Source organism: Amycolatopsis sp. NPDC004772, assembly GCF_053601215.1.
Map to the genome: position 1 here is coordinate 1 of NZ_JBSGBK010000090.1, position 16,902 is coordinate 16,902.

Genomic DNA, 16,902 nt, shown 5'->3' on the forward strand with positions numbered 1-16,902 from the left:
TCGTCCGCGGGGAGGGGGTAACTCCGGACACCGGGTACATCCCCCTGTTGTGAAGTCTGCCGCGGCTGTCGTGAGTGGTAAGGAGGGTTAGAACCCTCCTTACCACTCACGAGCCGCGGCAGACTTCGTGAACCGTGCTAGACGAGCAGCAGGAACAGCAGGCCGTTCGGCGTGCCGAGCCCCGTCACGTCGTCGTAGCCGGGGGTGGTGTGGATGGTCAGGCCCTGGTAGTCCAGCGTGCGGACCGAGCGGAGCAGGCCGTCCGAGGCGTCGACCGAGTTCGCGTAGTCGACGCGGGCCACCGCGGCGTCCACGTGCTTCACGTCGGTGATCGCCGGCGTGCGGGACGTCAGCTTGTAGATCACCGGGTTGATGAAGCCGTGGTGGAAGTGGTCGAAGCTGTCGGCCACCGCCATGATGCCGGCGAACACCGGCGACGCGAGGCTCGTGCCGCCGATCCGGTACTGGTCGTAGTGCGCACCCTCCGGGAAGGTCTGCGTCTGGCCGACCAGGAAGCCGGTGTTCGGGTCGCCGACCGCGGAGATGTCCGGCACGACGCGGCCCTTGTTGTTGCCGGTCTGGTTCTTCTTCGCCAGCGCGTCCGGGACGACACCCTTCTGGTAGAAGGGCTGCGCGAACAGCCGGCTCGTGCCACCGCCGGAACCGCTGGTGTAGGCGGCCGGGCCGTAGACCCCGTTGGTCAGCGTCGACTTGCTGGTCTCCCAGCCGGTCTCGAAGATCCTCTTGCCGTCCTTGCCGATGGCGATGGACGTGCCGCCGACCGCGGTGATCCACGGCGCCGAGGCGGAGAAGTCCGGCGACGGCGTGCCGAGGCGCGCGACCTCGTCACCGTTGTCGCCCGAGGAGAAGTAGACGCCGATGCCCTCGAGCACCGCCTGCAGCGAGATCTGGTTGAACACCTTGACCTCGTCGGCCGGGATGTCCTCGCCGGTGTCGCCGTAGGAGTTCGACACGATGTCGGCCTTGTGGCCGGCGATCACGTAGTTCAGCGCCACGTCGAGGGCGTTGTCCTCGCAGGATTCGCCGCCGACGTAGAGGATGTCCGCACCCGGGGCGAGCCCGTGCGCGGCCTCGACGTCGAGGGTCTCCTCGCCGTACCAGCCGGCCGCGTCGCACTGGTCCGGCGGCTCGAGGACCGGGTTCGCCGGGAAGACGTGCTGCTTGAACTGGCTCTGCTTGAGCGGGTGCGCCGGGTCGTTCTTCTTGGCGTACGTGCTCGCGTCGGCGTAGATGGTCGGCGAGGCGAAGGCGTCCACGATGGCGATCGTGGTGCCCTTGCCGTCGGCGCCGACCTTGTCGATGCCGTAGGCCGACCGCAGCTGCGCCGGGGTGTAGCCGCAGGGGGCGTACGGCAGCTGCTTGCCGTTGTAGGCGGGATCGGTGGTGTCGATCTTCTCGCCGTAGTAGGCGCTGCACGGCGGCGCGTTGCGGAACCCGGGCCCGGGCGCGACGTCCGACGGCGTGCCGGAACCGGTCGCGTGGTCCGGCTTGAACAGGTTGGTCGCCTGGTCGACGCCGACCACGCCGAGCACGTCCCCGGCCAGGTTCGCCGGCACCGACAGGTTCTTGTCGGCGGCGCGCAGCGTCTGGCCCTTGACCCGGTACTTGCCGAGGTCGACGGCGAACGCGTTCTCCGTCTGAGCCGCGGTGCCGGTGGCCTCGACGTACGCCTTGTTCGACGGGATCTCGCCGATGCTGAAGCCGCTGCCGGTCAGCCACGCCTTGACGGCGTTCACCGTCGCGTCACTGGCCGCGAAGCGGTCACGCACCTGGTCGGGGCTCAGGTACTGGCGGTAGGCCTTGCTGTCCGGGTCGGACACGGCCTGGGCCAGCGCCTCGGCACCGGCGTTGTCGCGCTGGTTCAGGTAGACCCGGAAGCTCAGCTTCGCGGCGGGCGCCGTGTCGGCGACCTTCGCCTGCGCGTTCGCCCACAACGGGTGGGACTGCGGGATGTCCTGACGCCCCTGCGCGGACGCCGTCGCCGGCAGGGTGCCGGTCAGGCCACCCACCACCGCGAGCGAAAGGAGCAGGGTGGAGCTTCTTCGCACAGAAATCTCCCTCTTCGAATGCGGCCCCCAGGAAATGGGCCTTGGAACACCGGGTGAGACTAGATCGGTGTTCCACTCGTGCGGAAGTGCTTGCGGAACCGTTATCTCGCCAGGAATTCGCCGACCGTTAACGGTGGTACGGAAATCCGATTTGTCGCGGAGAAAACGCGAGGAATGGTATTCGATGCGCGGTTGGTCCGATTCGTGCCGGTACCGCAGACCACGCGCTCCGGGCGGGCGCCACCTACCAAAGTAGGTTGCTCCGTCCACTCGGGACAGTCCGGCGGTGACGGCAGTTCGGCCGTCACGCCAGCCGCCGGTCCACCTCCGCGGGGGCGAACACCGCGTCGACCACCATCGCGACCGCGCCGGCCAGTGCCATTCGTTCGCCGCGGCCGCCGATTTCCACGCGCAGGTTCTGCGTCGCCCGGGGCAGGGCCCTTCGGTACAGCACCTCCCTCACACCCGCTACGAAGTGCGGCTCCGCGAGATCCCCCGCGATCACCACCACTCCCGGGTTGACCACGCACACCAGCGTCGCCAGCACCTCCCCCACCTGGCGGCCCGCCACTTCGGCGAGCCGGACGGCGGCCGGCTCGCCCGCCGCGATCCGGTCGCGGACGCCCGAACCCGACGCCGTCGGCAGGCCCAGGTCCGTCAAGCGGGCCGCCAGCGCCCCGCCGCCGGCGACGGCCGCCAGGCAGCCGTGGGAGCCGCACAAGCACTGCGCTTCCGGGTGCCCGGGGAGGCGGATGTGGCCGATGTCGCCCGCGCCGCCGTCGATGCCGCGGTACACCTCGCCGCCGAGGACCAGGCCGGCGCCGATGCCGGTCGACACCTTCACGACGACCAGGGCCGCCGAGTCCGGGTGGCGGGCGCGGTGCTCGCCCAGCGCCATCAGGTTCGCGTCGTTGTCCACCAGCACCGGGGCGCCGACCCGCGCGCCGAGGTGGTCGTCGATCGGGTAGCCGTCCCAGCCCGGCATGATCGGCGGCTGCGTCACCCGGGCGCGGCCGGGCTCCACCGGGCCCGGGACCGAAACACCCACTCCGCACACTGGCCGGTCCACCGACGCCCGCAGCTCCTCGAACCACTCCGCGATCCGGTCGAGCACCGGCTCCGGGCCGTCGGCGACGCGCAGCTCCCCCGCGCGACGGGCCAGGACCCGTCCGGCCAGGTCGGTGACGGCCGCCTCGGCGTGCGTCGTGTCGATGCTCGCGGCGAGGACGACGGCGTGCCGCTCGTCGAACCGCAGGTGCCGTGCGGGGCGGCCGCCGGTGGAGTCCTCCTGGCCGCCCTCGGCGAGCAGCCCGGCCGCCTGGAGCCGGTCCAGGCGGGCGGTCAGCGTCGAACGCGACAGCCCGCTGCGCCCCTGCAGGGCCTTCCGGGTGGTCGCCTGCCCCGTCCGGACCAGCCGCAACAGCTCGCCGGCGCTGGTCATCCCGCGACCCCCTTCGGACTTTTGTCCATTGACAAGACACAAGTCGGAGATAGATTGGACATATGAACGTAACATGGGGGCGGGCGGCCGAGGTCCTGGCGGGCAACTGGCTCGGCGCGTCGACCGTGCCCTCACGCGGGCTCTACCCGCACCAGTGGAGCTGGGACTCCGCCTTCATCGCCCTCGGCCTGCGCCACCTCTCCCCCGAGCGGGCGCGGCGCGAGCTGGTGACGCTGTTCGAAGCGCAGTGGGCCGACGGCCGCGTCCCGCACATCGTGTTCGACCCGGGGACGCCGCCCGAGGCGTACTTCCCGGGGCCGTCGTTCTGGCAGGCCGGGCGCACGTCGGGCCTGGTCCAGCCGCCGGTGCACGCCCGCGCGGTGCTCGCGGTGCACGAGACCGCGCCCGATCGGGAGTTCCTCGCCGCGCTGTACCCGAAGCTGGTGGCCTGGCACGACTACCTGCGAACCGGCCGCGACGCGGGCGGGCGCGGGCTGGTGGCGATCGTGCACCCGTGGGAGTCCGGCATGGACAACAGCCCGGCGTGGGACGAGCCCCTGTCCCGGGTCCCGCTCGCCACCGGGTTCGTCCGCCGCGACCTCGAGCACGGCGAGGCCGGCGACCGGCCGAGCGACGACGACTACGGCCGGTACGTCCGGCTCGCCGCCGCCTACCGCGACAGCGGCTACGCCGATGCCGGCGAGTTCGTCGTGGAGGATCCCGGCTTCAACGCCCTGCTGGCCGACGCCGAGCTGGCGCTGGCCCAGATCGCCGAGGAGCTCGGCCTGCCTTCGGACGCGCACCGGGAAGCGGCGGCCCGCCTCGAAAAGGCGTTGCAGGAAACGTTGTGGGACAACGGCTTCTTCTTCGCCCGAGACGTCCGCACCGGCTCGCTGATCCGCGAGCACACGTGCGCGGGCCTGCTGCCGCTCGTGCTGCCGGACTTGGCGGTCGCTCCGGCCCTGCTGGAGACGGCGACCGGCCCGCGCTTCCGGTTGGGCCGGGTGCACGGCGTCCCGAGCTACGACCTGACCGCACCGGGCTTCGACCCGGGCCGCTACTGGCGCGGGCCGTCCTGGTCCAACGTCGGCTGGCTGGTCCGCCACGGCCTGCTGCGCCACGGCGAGTTCGCCCTCGCCGCCCGGCTGCGCGAGGACCTCGTCGAGACGGCCGCGCAGACCGGCTTCGCGGAGTACGTCGACCCGCTGACCGGGGCCGGGCACGGCACCCGCTCGTTCAGCTGGACCGCGGCGCTGGCCGTGGACCTGCTGGCCGAGCGGACCTGAGGAACGGGCCGCCCAGCCGCGTTCGGGGGCGGCTGGGCGGTCTGTCCGGCTCAGCCCGCCGCGGTCGCGTAGTCCGAGCCCACCCAGGTTTCGTCGATCCGCAGCCGCTTGTAGCGCGAACTGTCGCTCGACGCCGCGTACGTGCTCGTCACCTGGAGCCGGACGTACCGGGCGGTCACCGCGGAGAGGTCGGCGAACTGGACGCCGCGGTGGCTCGGCAGCGTCCCGGACTTCACCGCACTGCCCCAGTCCTTGCCGTCACTCGACACGAACACCTTGTACGCCTTGATCCGCGCCGACTGCTCGCTGTCCGACCGGGCGTAGCTGACCGAGTCCTCCCGCTGGTTGATCCCGAGGTACTGCACCTTTTTCGCCGTCCCGAGGTCGTAGTCGAGGTTGACCGGGAGCGTCTTGTTGTTGTCGAAGTAGGTGAGGTAACCACCGTCGCTCGCCGCCTGTCCACTGTGGCCACTGGCGGACGCGCTCGCCTTGAGCGTCACGGTCTTCGGGTCGTACGTGCCGGTGCGGCCGGCCGTCTCGACCTTGAACACCGTGTCGTAGGTGTCCCAGCCGGACAGTCCGGTCAGGGACAGGCTCCCGCTGCCTTGGCTGAAGGAGATCGCCGCGCCGGTGCGCAGGTTCGTGACGCGGCGGACGCGGTAGCCGTTGTCGCGGATCTTGAGCGTGCTCCCCGACGGCTTGGTCAGGACGTGCACGTACTGCGTGTCGCCCTTGATGGTGATGACGCCGTGGGCGCCGTCGTTCCAGAAGCCCGGCTGCATGCCGCCGTACAGGTACCCGGCGCCTTCGGTGCCGCCGAGGGACTCCCAGATCGCGTCCAGGTAGGTCTTCGCGAAGTTGTTGAACGCCTCCTGGTTCGCGGGGAACTTGCCGTTCACCATGGCCGTCTCCGCCATCAGCGACTTGATCGACGAGCCCGAGTTCGTGATGAGCCGGCCGAGGTTGAGCATCTTGGTCACCGGCGGGTTCGAGCCGCCGTACCACCATGAACCGGTGTCGGGGAGCTTGAAGCACGCTTCGGTGAGCCGGGGCATCGCCGTGTACGTCGCCTGCGGGTAGTCGTACGACGGTGTCATGCCGGTCTTCTGCTCGTTGCTGATCGTGTCCATGATCGGGGTGTCTTCGTTGTTGTTGCTCAGCAGGTAGTCCGGCCGCTGCTGGTAGATCTGCCGGTAGAGGTCGTGCGACTCCCAGTAGGCGTTGTCGTTGTCGATCCAAAAGCCGCCGAGGTCGGGGTAGTTCTTCATGACCTCGAAGAAGTTGTCGTAGCTGAACTGGCCGAAGCCGGCCTGGCTGTCGAGGTCGACGTCCTTGCCCTTGTACTTCGAGTAGCCGGCCGAGTCGAGCCACTCGTGGCCGCCCTCGTCGTGCCACTGGGCGTCGTTGGTCATGTAGAGGATGACCTTGAGCCCGCGGGCCTTCGCGGCGGCGATCAGCTCGCCGAGGAAGTCCCGCTTGGTGCTGCAGCTGCCGGGGATCTTCGACGGCCAGGCCCGCGAGTAGCCGAGGCGGCTGTGGAAGGAGGCGAGCACGAGGTAGGACGCGTGCAGCTTCTCGGCTTCGGTGACCCAGTAGGCGGGACTCCACCCGCCGTCGGTGATCGCTTTTTCCCAGGCGCTGCAACTGGTGTAGCCGGGTGTCGTGCGCATGCCCCAGTGCAGGAACAGCCCGGCCTGGCTGTCGCGCAGCCACTGCTGGGAGGGTTTCTGCAGATCGGCCGAAGCCGGCGCGGCGATGAGCCCGGACACCGCCAGCGCCGCCGCGCACGCGACGAGCACCTTGCGGAGGAACCTGTCTGCCATTGACGACCTCCAGTGGTCTGGTCCACCCGGTGGTGTACTCCTCACGAACAGCGCTGGTCAAGACTTACATCCGACCTTTCCGCGGAGTTTCGCTGGCCGGTACATGCTCACTGCGGCCGTTCGGGTTAAATATCTGATATATGACGCGAGAGATCTGATCTCTCTTGACGCCGACTCCGGGAGGCGAGTAGATGTTTCCCCGAGAGCGCTTTCGCTCACCAGACCATCGCTCCGGCGACACGGGCAGCACGCCGCGCCCCCCAGAGCTGGTCGGGATGCCGACGGACGGCGGATCGGCATCCCGGCCACCTTTTTCACCGCGTCGCGGGGCCAGCGTATGAGAGGGACGACGATGTCCGAACATCCCCTTCGCCCGACCCGGCGCGCGGTCCTGGCCGGCACGCTCGGCGCCCTGGGCGCCCTCGCCGCGGCGGGTCCCCTGGCGCGGGCGGCGGATCAGCTGCCCCCGATCGGCGGCGCGGCCCCGCCGCCGGACTGGTCACGTGCCGTGATCGACTCGACGATGAAGCGCTACACACCCGACAAGATCGGCGGCTGGGGCTACACGCTCGGGCTGTACCTCTACGGCCAGTACCTCTTCTACAAGCGCACCGGCGAGAAGAAGTACCTCGACTACATCATCGCCTGGTACGACCGGTTCATCACCGACAGCGGCATCTCCAACAGCTTCACCAATCTGGACTCGATGCGCTCGTGCCAGATGCTGCCGCTGCTGTACGGCGAGACGGGCCGCAAGAAGTACAAGACGGCGGCCGACCAGCTGCGCAAGCGGTTCCCGTCCTACCCCCGCACGTCCGACGGCGGCATGTTCCACGCCACCAGCAAGGTCGGTCAGCTGTGGGGCGACGGCGTCTACATGGCCCAGCCGTTCCTCGCCCTGTACGGCGCGGCGTTCGGCGACGGCGGCTACTGCTTCGAGGAAGCGGCGAAGAACATCGTCGTGTACTTCAGCCACCTGCGCGAACCGGCGAAGGGCCTGCTGTACCACGCCTACGACGAGGACGGCTCGGAGTCGTGGGCGTCCGGCTCCGGGCACCACTCGAAGTACCACTGGGCGCGCGCGATCGGCTGGTTCGGCATGGCGACCATCGACATCCTCGAGGTCCTGCCGGCCGACCACCCGAGGCGGGCGGCCCTGATCGACGTCATCCGCTTCCTGGCGGCGGGTTACCAGCGGTACCAGGACGCCTCGACGGGCCGCTGGTACCAGGTGGTCGACCGCGGCGGCGACGCGAAGAACTGGCTGGAGACGTCGGCGTCCTCGATGTACACGTTCACCATGGCCCGCGGCGTCCAGCGCGGCTACCTCCCGGCGTCCTACCAGGCGGTGGCGGATCGCGGGTACGCCGGCGTGCTGCGCAAGGTGTCGCTCGGCTCGGACGGGCTCACGAACATCACGGACATCTGCGAGGGCACCAACGTCGGAGACCTGTCGTACTACTACGCCCGGGCCCGCAAGACCAACGACTTCCACGGCCTGGGCGCGTTCCTGATCATGAACGAGCAGTATTCCCACTGACCACCGCGACGCCGCAGAAGGGGCCCCGGCCAACCGGCCGGGGCCCCTTCGTCCTGTGCGGTAACCCGGATCTCGCGTGATCGAGCACGGAACTCGCGTGATTGAAGCCGGAACTCGCTAGTTACGGCCCTGATCACGCGAGTTCCGGCTTCAATCACATGGGATACGGAAACGTCAGCAGGTGGAGGTGGAGTCCGAGGTGGTGAGGCGGAGGGCGGAGCCCGCGGTGGTGGCCGAGTCCTTGACGCAGTAGCCCGTCACCGACTGGAAGCCGACGTCGAACGGGCTCTTCGAGCCCTTCTCCGCCGTGAAGTGGTCGAACGTGATGTCCGAGCTGTTGTTGACGATGCTCGCCGGGCGGCCGTCGTCCTTGGCGAACTCCACCGAGCTGTTCACGAAGCGGATGCCCGCCGCGTAGTGCAGGTACCAGCCGTACGACGGGCGGGTGCCGATGCTCTTCGGGTTGTAGTCCGTCGCCGTGTTGCTGGGGACACCCGTTCCCATCGTTCCGTTGCCGCCCGGCACGTTCAGCTTCACGCCGGTGAACGTGACCTCGGAGACCCGGTGGCTGCTGTCCGCGCCCCAGATCGTCGGGCTGAAGTTGCTGCCCGTGTGCGTGCCGGTGATGTTGTCGAACGTGATGCCGCTGATCGAGCCGACCCCCGGGTTGTTGCCGCAGCGCTTGCGCGTGCCGATCTTCATCATGATCGGCGAATACGTCCCGGACATCGTGATGTCGCGGTAGTGGACGTCGGAAATCTTCGCGCCGTCCATCGAAACGATGCCGATGCCGGACTTGTGCGCGCCGGTGATCGTGATGCCCGAGAAGTGGTAGCCGGTGAAGTCGCCGCACGTCTCGGAGCCGAACATCAGCGCGTTGCAGCAGACCGCCGACAGTTTCGCGCCCGTCACCGTGACGTTCCCGTTCGGCAGTTTCGCGCCGAGCGCGTAGTCGCTCTTGAACACCAGCGCGTCGTCGTTGGCCGCGATCGAAGCGTTGGTGATCGTGACGTTCGTGGTGCTGATGATGTTCCAGCCGTCGCGGTCGCTCGCCGTGTCGATGGTCAGGTGGTCGGAAACGACGTTGGTGCAGCCGTTGATCAGCGCCGCGAAGTGCCCGCCGCGGCGCAGTTTGACGCCGGAGAGCGTCAGCCCGTCACACCGGGTGAGGGACAGGATCTTGTCGGCCTCGCCGGACTTCGGGTTGCCGGTGATGAGGTTGCCGCCGCCGTCGATCGTGCCCGCGCCGGTGAAGCCGATGTTCGTCAGCTTGTCGCCGAAGAACATCGCGTTGTGGAAGTGGCTGTGGCCGTAGTCCTGGTAGTCGTCCCACTGGTTCGACTCGGGCTTGTCGTAGGTGTCCGCGCTCGACCCGGTGATGGTGGCCCCGGCGTCGAGCTGGATCGTGACGTTGCTCTTGAGGTGAACGGTGTTCGCCGACTTGTAGGTGCCGGAGGTGAACCGGACGGTGCCGCCGCCCGCCGCGTTCGCCGCGGTGATCGCCTTGTCGATGGCCGCCGAGTCGTTGGCCGACCCGTTCCCCTTGGCGCCGTAGTCCTTGACGTCGTAGACGCCGCCGGGCGCGGCGGTGGAAACGCCGGCGCCGGCCACCACCAGCCCGGCCACCGCGAAGGTGATCAGCAAGAGTTTTTTCACCGTGGAACCGCCTTGTCATGGATTCGAAGAATTCGGCATGACGGCGGAACACCCAGATTACGAGTGGGGCGAACGAAATGTCAAGATCGCCCGGGGACCCGCGCCACCCCCAGTCGCGGCGCGGGTCCCCCGTGTCCATTCAGGATTCTCGGAGTCTACCTTCACCGGGCCCGCGGGCCCCGTGCGTTTTTCACGGTCCGCCACGTGAATCCGCCATGATCGGGAGTCACGCAGCGTGGTTTCAGACCTTCTGGAGCCCGGCCTTCCCGGCCTGCACCACGTAGCTGACGTCGTTCTTGATCACCACCGACGCCGGGTCGTACACGCTCGTGTCGGACGTCGTCATGAAATCGGCCCGCAGCTGCGACGGCGTGGTCGTGACGCGGACGTACCCGCGCTCGCCCTTGCAGTACTTGACGTGCGGGTTGTTCGCGTACCAAGCCGCGCTCGGGGGCGAAGCGGTGTCGCTGTTGCTGGTCACCGACGTCGTGACCAGCTCCGAGCCGATCACCGGGTCGCTGTGGTCGAAGTAGTCGAGCCGCAGGTCGGCGGCCCAGTGCCGGTGGACGTCGCCGGTGAGCACGACCGGGTTAACGACCTTGCGGTCGACCCAGCCCTGCTGGATCCGGTTGCGGGAGGCCTCGTAGCCCTGCCAGGAGTCGTTGCTCTCGCAGGTGGCCTTATTGCCGTCGGAGTCACGCGTGGCGAAGAAGACCTGCTGGCCGAGGAAGTCCCAGGTCGCCGGGTGCGACTCGAACTGCTTGAGCAGCCACGCCTCCTCCGTGGCGCCGAGGATGCTGCGGGAGGTGCTGCGCATGTCGGCGCAGGCCGGGCCGGCGTCACCGGAGGGGTCGGGCACCTGGGCACTGCGGTACTGGCGCGTGTCGAGCATGTGGAAGCGGGCCAGGTTGCCCCAGAGGAACTGCCGGTAGAGCTGGATCGACGCGCCGTTCGGCTTGGCCGTCGACCGGATCGGGGTGTTCTCGTAGAAGGCCTGGAACCCGGCGGCCTTGCGCGCGGCCGTGGCCGGCGAGGTGGTGCCGTTCCAGTTGTTCATCACCTCGTGGTCGTCGAACACGACGATCCAGGGCGCGATCGCGTGCGCGGCCTGCAGGTCGGCGTCGGTCTTGTGCTGGGCGTGGCGGGCGCGGTACTGCGCGAGCGTGGTGACGTCCTCGGTGAACGCCAGGCTCCGCGGGTTGCGCTCCTGCGCGGTGCGGCCCGACTTCTTCTCGTAGATGTAGTCGCCGAGGAACAGCACGAGGTCCGGGTCGTCGGCCACGATGCCCTTGTACGCGTGGTAGTAGCCCTCTTCCCAGTGCTGGCAGGAGCTGAAGCAGTACTTGAGCTGGTTGACCGCGGCCCCGGCAGCGGGCGCGGTGCGCGTCCGGCCGACCGGCGAGAGGTAGCCGGAGCTCTTGAACCGGTAGAAGTACTCGCGGGCCGGCTGCAGCCCGGTCGGTTCGATGTGGACGCTGTGGCCGGACGCGCGGACGGCGTCCACCGAGCCGCGCTGCACGATCGAGCTGAACGCCGCGTCGTTCGCGATCTCCCAGTCGACCGCGTAGGTGGCGTCCGGCATGCCGCCGAAGCCGTCCGGGTTGAGCGGCGCCGGGGCGAGCCGCGTCCACAGCACCACGCTGTCGGGCAGCGGGTCGCCGGAGGCGATGCCGAGCTGGAAGGGATCGTGGACGGCGGGGGCGGCGGCCGTGGTGCGGGCGTTCGCCCACGACGGGAGCGCCGCCGAAGCCGCGGTGGCGGTGACCGCGGCGAGCCCGCCGAGCAGCACCTTGCGCCGGTTGACCTGACCCATGGGAAAGCCCTTTCTCGTGGTGGACGCGGTCAGGCCGCGAAGTCGGTGATGCCGTCGCTGCAGGACTTGAGGTCGGGCTTCGCGGTCGTGTAGTTCGCGACGCAGACCTTGTAGAAGACCCAGCCCCCGTGCGGGACCGTGACGGCCTTGTCGACCTTCGAGCCCTCGCCGCCGGAGTTCCAGACGTAGAACGGCCCGGCGCCGCCCTTGAGCCAGTAGGCGACCACGGCGGAGTAGCCGTCGGCGTCGGTGTCGTAGACCAGGAAGTGCGAGTCGGACGAGCGGTACTGCGCCTCGCCCGCGCAGGCGTCGGCGCACTGGCCGCTGCCCGAGCCGACACCGCAGTCGGGCGCGACCCGCGTGTCGGAGTTGGTGAAGACGTAGGTGTCCGAGATGTACCCGCCGAGCGCGGGGACGTAGTCCCACAACGTGCCGGTGCCGTACGGGCCGGTCACCGACGAGCCGTTGACCTGGCAGTCGATGGCGACGGTGGCGCCGTTGGCGACGGTCTTGACCGCCGTGGCGGCCGTGGTGGGTGCGCGGCGGACGTTGAGGGGGTCGCCCGCGGTCTTCACGGTCCCGCTCGCCGCCGCGGACGCCTCGACCGCGCCGCCGGTCAGGAGCGCGCCGACCGCGGCCAGGGTCAGGCCGGTACCGGCGGTGCGCCGGAGGATCGATCGCTTCATGCCGGCAGCGTCGGCCTTCGCCGTACACGTTCCGTACAAAGGCCGCCCTGTGCGCTCGGACACTCCGAATGGATCTAGCCGGTGCGCCCGGACGGTCCTAGAGTCCGGGACATGGGGGAACTCATCGGGCAGGTTGAGACCACCTCGCTTATCATCCGCGTCCTCGGTCCGCTGGAGGTCACCGCCGCCGGGCGGGTGATCGCCCTCGGGGGCCCGAAGCCCCGGCTGCTGCTGGCCGCGCTGGCCCTGCAGCCGAACGTCGTCGTGTCGACCGACGTGCTGGTGGAAGTGCTGTGGCCGGACTCGGCGCCGCGCTCGGCCGCGGCGAACATCCGCACGTACGTCCATTCCCTGCGAAGACGGTTCGCGGAGATCCACCCCGACCTGGGCGAGCGGATCAGCAGCCGGGCCTCCGGCTACCTGCTGACCGCGGCGCCGGAAGAACTGGACCACCTCGCGTTCGCCGCCCTGGCCGGCGAAGCGCAGGAAGCGCTCGACGGCGGCGAAGCCGAGAGCGCCCTCAAACTCCTCGACAAGGCCGACGCGCTGTGGCGCGGCGAAGTCCTCGAAGGCCTGCCGCACGACCACAGCTGGGGCGCGACGGTCGCCCGGCTCACCGAGCTGCGGCTGTCGGTGCAGGAACAGCGCCTGCGCGCGCGGATCGGCCTCGGCCGTTCCGGCGAGGCCATCGCCGAGCTGCGCGGCCTGGTCACCGAGCACCCTCTGCGTGAAGAACTCTGGGCGCAGCTGATCGTCGCGCTGCGCGCTGCGGGCCGGACCGGCGACGCGATCGAGGCGTACGAGTCGGCCGAGCGGGTCCTGCGCGAGGAGCTCGACGCCGAACCGGGTGCCCGGCTGCGCGAGCTGCGCGCGACCCTCGTCCCCGAAAGCGTGCTCTCCCCCGCGCGCCCCGCCGATGTCGCCCCGGTCTGCCAGCTGCCCCTGGACCTGCCGGACTTCACCGGCCGGGATGCGCTGATCCGCGACGTCGTCACCCTGCTGCGGGAGCGCGCGGATTCCGGCACGCCCGCCGTGGTCGTGCTGTCGGGCGCGCCCGGCGTCGGCAAGTCGGCGGTCGCCGTCCGGGTCGCGCACGCGATCCGCGACGAGTTCCCCGACGGCCAGCTGCACGTCGACCTGGCCGGCACGTCGTCGTCGCCGCGCGCGCCGATGAGCGTGCTCGCCGAACTGCTGCGCACGCTGGGCATCCCCGACGCCGGTCTGCCGCGCGAGCTGGCCGAGCGTTCGGCGCTGCTGCGGTCGCGGCTGGCCGGGCGGCGGATGTGCGTCGTGCTCGACGACGCCGGCAGCGAAGCCCAGGTCCGGCCGCTGCTGCCGGGGGCCGGGGTGTGCGCGGTGCTGGTGACCAGCCGGATCCGGCTGCCCGGGCTGGCCGGCGCGAAGCCGGTGGACGTCGACCTGCTGCCCGAGGCCGAGGCCGCGCGCCTGCTGGAGGGCATCGTCGGCGGCGAGCGGGTGGCTGCCGAGCCGGAGAGCGCCGCGGCGATCCTGCGCCAGTGCGGGCACCTGCCGCTGGCGATCCGGGTGGCGGGCGCGAAGCTGACGCACCGGCCGGGCTGGACGTTGCGGCTGCTGGCCGACCGGCTGGGCGACGAGCGCCGCCGCCTCGACGAGCTGCGCGTCGGCGACCTCGCCGTCCGCGCGAGCGTGACGTTGTCGTACGACCTGCTGCCGATGTCGGCGGCGACGGCCTTCCGCGGGCTCGGCCTGCTCGGGCCGGTCCAGTTCCCGGCGTGGACGGTCGCGGCCGTGCTGGGCCGCCGGGAGGCCGAGGACGTCCTCGACGTGCTGGTCGACGGCCACCTCGTCGAGCTGGTGGGCTCCGATTCGGCAGGACAGCCGCGGTACCGGCTGCACGACCTGCTGCGCGTGTATGCGGTGGAGCTGGCCGAGCGGAGCGACGCGGCCAAGACCCGCGCCGGCCTGCGGCGGGCATTGGAGGGCTACCTGGGGCTCGCGCTCGAGGCGGCGCGCCGGATGCCGCTGCACTTCTTCGGCGCTTACTGCGACGACGAGCTACCGCGCCCGGCGGTGCCTTCCGACGTCCTGCCCGAAGACCCGGCGGCGTGGTTCGCGGCCGAGCGCCACACGACGGTGGCGGCGGTCTCGTTGGCTGCCCAGCACGGATTCGACGACTTGGCGTGGCAGCTGGCTTCGGCGTTGACGCCGTACTTCGACCTCCGCGGCCCCCAGGACGACTGGCACAGCACCCATTTGGTGGCCCTGGCGGCGGCCCGCAGGACGGGCTCGGCCCGCGCCGAGGCGATCGTCCAGCGCAACCTCGGGCAGTACCTGCTGTACCAGGACGAGTACGCCGAGGCCCGGGTGGCGTTCGAGGAGTCGAAGAAGCTGTTCGACGCGGTCGGCGACGCCCAGGGGGTGGCCGTCGCGTTGACGGGGCTGTCAACGATCCTGCGCATCGAGGGCGACGACGACCTGGCCCTCGACCACTGCCACGAGGCACTGGAGCTGTTCGCGGAGGCCGGCGACCCGAACGGAGAGGCGGTGGCCCGCCTGGGGGCGGGAGCGGTGTGGATGTCCCGAGGCTGTTACGCGGCGGCAAGGCGCTGGATAACGGACGCCCTGGAGCTGTCGGCCTCGATCGGCGACCGCCACCGAGAAGCCCACGCCCTCAAGCGCTTGGGCTTGCTGTTCCAGCACCAGGGCAACCTGGCGGCGGCCCGCGAGCACGTGGACCGGGCAATAGCAATCTTCACCGACCTCGGCGACGACCACTGCGTGGGGTACGCAAACCAGAACCTGGGCGAGCTGTGCTTGCACAGCGGAGATTTCGCACACGCGCAACTGCTGTTGGTGAACTCCCTGGCGGTCCACAGGCGCAATGGGGACCGCCGGTCGGAGGCCGAGGTGTCACAGCTGCTCGGGGAGCTGCACCGGGCACTGTCGCAGCCGGAGCGCTCGCGGGACTACTCGGAGAGGGCGCTGGCCATCTGGCGCGAGCTGTCAACGCGCCCGAAGGAGCCGACGGTCGTGGTGGCCGAGGAGCGCCCGCACATCGCTTCAGCCTGAGTTCGGCGCGGCAGCCCGCGCACAACGACCGCCCCCGGCCACACCTCCGGCCACACCCCCCTGCCGAACCGATACGCAGCCGCCCTCAGCGGCCGACAGGCTGTGTCAAGGCATCTTTCCCGCCTTGACACAGCCTGTCGGCCGTTGAACAATCCGGCGTTCGGGCCGGCGGGGGAGCCCCCGGCAGGGAGGCCCCGCAACCAGCAGCGGAACCGCACAACCCCGTTGTACGGATCATGTACACGCCCCAGTCACTCTTCCCCCACCTACGAAACAGGTGCGAGAGGAGAACCGGGGATGATCCGGATCATGAAAGCCGGCCGCGTGACCGCGGCGGTCCTGGCCGCCGGGGCGGTGACGGCACTGGCCGGAGCCCCCGCCCAGGCCGCCACCACGACGAACTGGACCGCCGACCTGTCCACTGTGGACAGCAACGACGTCAACGTCACCGGAGCGGGCGGTACGCTCACCCTGGCCGACGCCGCCTGGCACCGGACCGCCCGGGTGTTCGCCGGCAGCGAGGGCAGCCTGACCACCGCCGAGCACAAGCTCGGCTCGGCCGCCAACCGCGTCAGCGCGGAACTGACCGCCGACACCCCCAAGGGCACGTCGGTCGACGTCGACGTCCGCGGCCGGACCGGCGTCGACGACTGGACCGAGTGGACTCCCGCGGGCACCACGCTGAAGAGCTCCGTCAGCGAAGTGCAGGTGCGGATCAGCCTGCACAGCAGCACCGACGGCGTGCGCCCGTCGGTCACCGGCGTGAAACTCAGCGCCGACAGCGCCCCGCAAGCCAACGCTCTGACCGCCGGCACCGAACTGACCTACAAGGTGTACGGCACCCGCGAGGGCCTGCCCGGCGGAACCACCGCGAACGGCCACGTCATCACCAGCCGCGACCACTTCGTCGCGCTGCCGTCCGGCAAGGCACTGGCCCCGAAGGGCACCGGCAACTACTCGGTCCGCGTCTGCCGCACCGACGGCAGCAAGTGCGAGTACGCGCCGGTGTGGGACGTCGGCCCGTGGAACGAGCAGGACGACTACTGGAACCCGGCGTCGGTGCGGACCAAGTTCAAGGACCTGCCGCAGGGCCAGCCCGAGGCGTACGCCGCGTACCACAACGGCTACAACGGCGGCAAGAGCGGTCTCGGCTACAAGGTGCAGAACCCGGCCGGCATCGACCTCGCCGACGGCGTCTTCTGGGACGGCCTCGGCATGTCCGACAACGGCAACGTCAACGTCACCTACCTGTGGACCGGCTCCGGCCCGACCGGCGTGGTCAGCACGGCCGGCGACCCGATGAACGTCCGGGCGAGCGCGAGCACCTCGGCCGCCATCAAGGGCCTGGCGGCGAACTACGCCAAGGTGAACATCGAGTGCTACGTCGAGGGTGACACCGTCACCGGCAAGTTCGGCACCGGCAACATCTGGGACCGGATCGGCCCGGGCCACTACGTGTCCGACACCTACCTGCAGACGGGTTCCGACCAGCCGGTCGCCCCGCACTGCTGAAAACCGTCGCGGCTGACTGCCCTCA

At 70.1% G+C, this 16,902-nt stretch carries 10 protein-coding genes; 4 read left to right on the forward strand and 6 right to left on the reverse strand.

The window, feature by feature from the left end:
* Positions 1-137: 137 nt before the first annotated feature.
* Together ACWEF6_RS35570 and ACWEF6_RS35575 are read right to left on the reverse strand one after the other, a co-directional pair.
* Entirely contained in the window at positions 138-2,069 is a 1,932-nt protein-coding gene (locus ACWEF6_RS35570; RefSeq protein WP_310977588.1) for a S53 family peptidase, read from the reverse strand.
* Positions 2,070-2,373: 304 nt separating this feature from the next.
* Positions 2,374-3,510, reverse strand: coding sequence for an ROK family protein (locus ACWEF6_RS35575; protein ID WP_449686955.1), 1,137 nt, complete (start codon positions 3,508-3,510; stop codon positions 2,374-2,376).
* Positions 3,511-3,572: 62 nt separating this feature from the next.
* Here ACWEF6_RS35575 and ACWEF6_RS35580 point away from each other — a divergent pair, with 62 nt between their 5' ends.
* Entirely contained in the window at positions 3,573-4,796 is a 1,224-nt protein-coding gene (locus ACWEF6_RS35580) for an amylo-alpha-1,6-glucosidase (RefSeq protein WP_449686956.1), read from the forward strand.
* 50 nt (positions 4,797-4,846) lie between these two features.
* On the opposite strand, the gene ACWEF6_RS35585 is transcribed toward ACWEF6_RS35580, so the two are convergent.
* Positions 4,847-6,619: an alpha-L-fucosidase gene (locus ACWEF6_RS35585; protein ID WP_449686957.1), complete on the reverse strand. Its 1,773-nt coding sequence runs from the start codon at positions 6,617-6,619 to the stop codon at positions 4,847-4,849.
* 352 nt (positions 6,620-6,971) lie between these two features.
* On the opposite strand from ACWEF6_RS35585, the gene ACWEF6_RS35590 reads away from it, so the two are divergent.
* Positions 6,972-8,159, forward strand: a complete 1,188-nt coding sequence (locus tag ACWEF6_RS35590) for a glycoside hydrolase family 88/105 protein (protein WP_449686958.1) — start codon at positions 6,972-6,974, stop codon at positions 8,157-8,159.
* A gap of 174 nt (positions 8,160-8,333) precedes the next feature.
* Here ACWEF6_RS35590 and ACWEF6_RS35595 read toward each other — a convergent pair whose 3' ends face one another.
* The 3 genes from ACWEF6_RS35595 to ACWEF6_RS35605 all read right to left on the reverse strand — a co-directional run bounded on the left by ACWEF6_RS35595 (position 8,334) and on the right by ACWEF6_RS35605 (position 12,314).
* Positions 8,334-9,815 (reverse strand): glycoside hydrolase family 28 protein, encoded by a 1,482-nt coding sequence (locus tag ACWEF6_RS35595; protein WP_449686959.1) that lies wholly within the window; start codon positions 9,813-9,815, stop codon positions 8,334-8,336.
* 241 nt (positions 9,816-10,056) lie between these two features.
* The gene (locus ACWEF6_RS35600; protein ID WP_449686960.1) at positions 10,057-11,628 is read right to left on the reverse strand and encodes an alkaline phosphatase D family protein; all 1,572 of its coding nucleotides are present in this window, start codon (positions 11,626-11,628) and stop codon (positions 10,057-10,059) included.
* A 29-nt stretch (positions 11,629-11,657) separates the two neighbouring features.
* Positions 11,658-12,314: a hypothetical protein gene (locus tag ACWEF6_RS35605; protein WP_449686961.1), complete on the reverse strand. Its 657-nt coding sequence runs from the start codon at positions 12,312-12,314 to the stop codon at positions 11,658-11,660.
* Between the two features lie 111 nt (positions 12,315-12,425).
* On the opposite strand from ACWEF6_RS35605, the gene ACWEF6_RS35610 reads away from it, so the two are divergent.
* Positions 12,426-15,365, forward strand: coding sequence for an AfsR/SARP family transcriptional regulator (locus ACWEF6_RS35610; protein ID WP_449686962.1), 2,940 nt, complete (start codon positions 12,426-12,428; stop codon positions 15,363-15,365).
* Between the two features lie 297 nt (positions 15,366-15,662).
* The gene (locus tag ACWEF6_RS35615) at positions 15,663-16,877 is read left to right on the forward strand and encodes a hypothetical protein (protein WP_449686963.1); all 1,215 of its coding nucleotides are present in this window, start codon (positions 15,663-15,665) and stop codon (positions 16,875-16,877) included.
* Positions 16,878-16,902: the final 25 nt, after the last annotated feature.

Bases quoted from the DNA above. Each gene is read 5' to 3' on its own strand.
- ACWEF6_RS35610 (WP_449686962.1), top strand. From the start codon at position 12,426: ATGGGGGAACTCATCGGGCAGGTTGAGACCACCTCGCTTATCATCCGC.
- ACWEF6_RS35615 (WP_449686963.1), top strand. From the start codon at position 15,663: ATGATCCGGATCATGAAAGCCGGCCGCGTGACCGCGGCGGTCCTGGCC.
- ACWEF6_RS35605 (WP_449686961.1), bottom strand. From the start codon at position 12,314: ATGAAGCGATCGATCCTCCGGCGCACCGCCGGTACCGGCCTGACCCTG.
- ACWEF6_RS35585 (WP_449686957.1), bottom strand. From the start codon at position 6,619: ATGGCAGACAGGTTCCTCCGCAAGGTGCTCGTCGCGTGCGCGGCGGCG.
- ACWEF6_RS35590 (WP_449686958.1), top strand. From the start codon at position 6,972: ATGTCCGAACATCCCCTTCGCCCGACCCGGCGCGCGGTCCTGGCCGGC.
- ACWEF6_RS35580 (WP_449686956.1), top strand. From the start codon at position 3,573: ATGAACGTAACATGGGGGCGGGCGGCCGAGGTCCTGGCGGGCAACTGG.
- ACWEF6_RS35600 (WP_449686960.1), bottom strand. From the start codon at position 11,628: ATGGGTCAGGTCAACCGGCGCAAGGTGCTGCTCGGCGGGCTCGCCGCG.
- ACWEF6_RS35575 (WP_449686955.1), bottom strand. From the start codon at position 3,510: ATGACCAGCGCCGGCGAGCTGTTGCGGCTGGTCCGGACGGGGCAGGCG.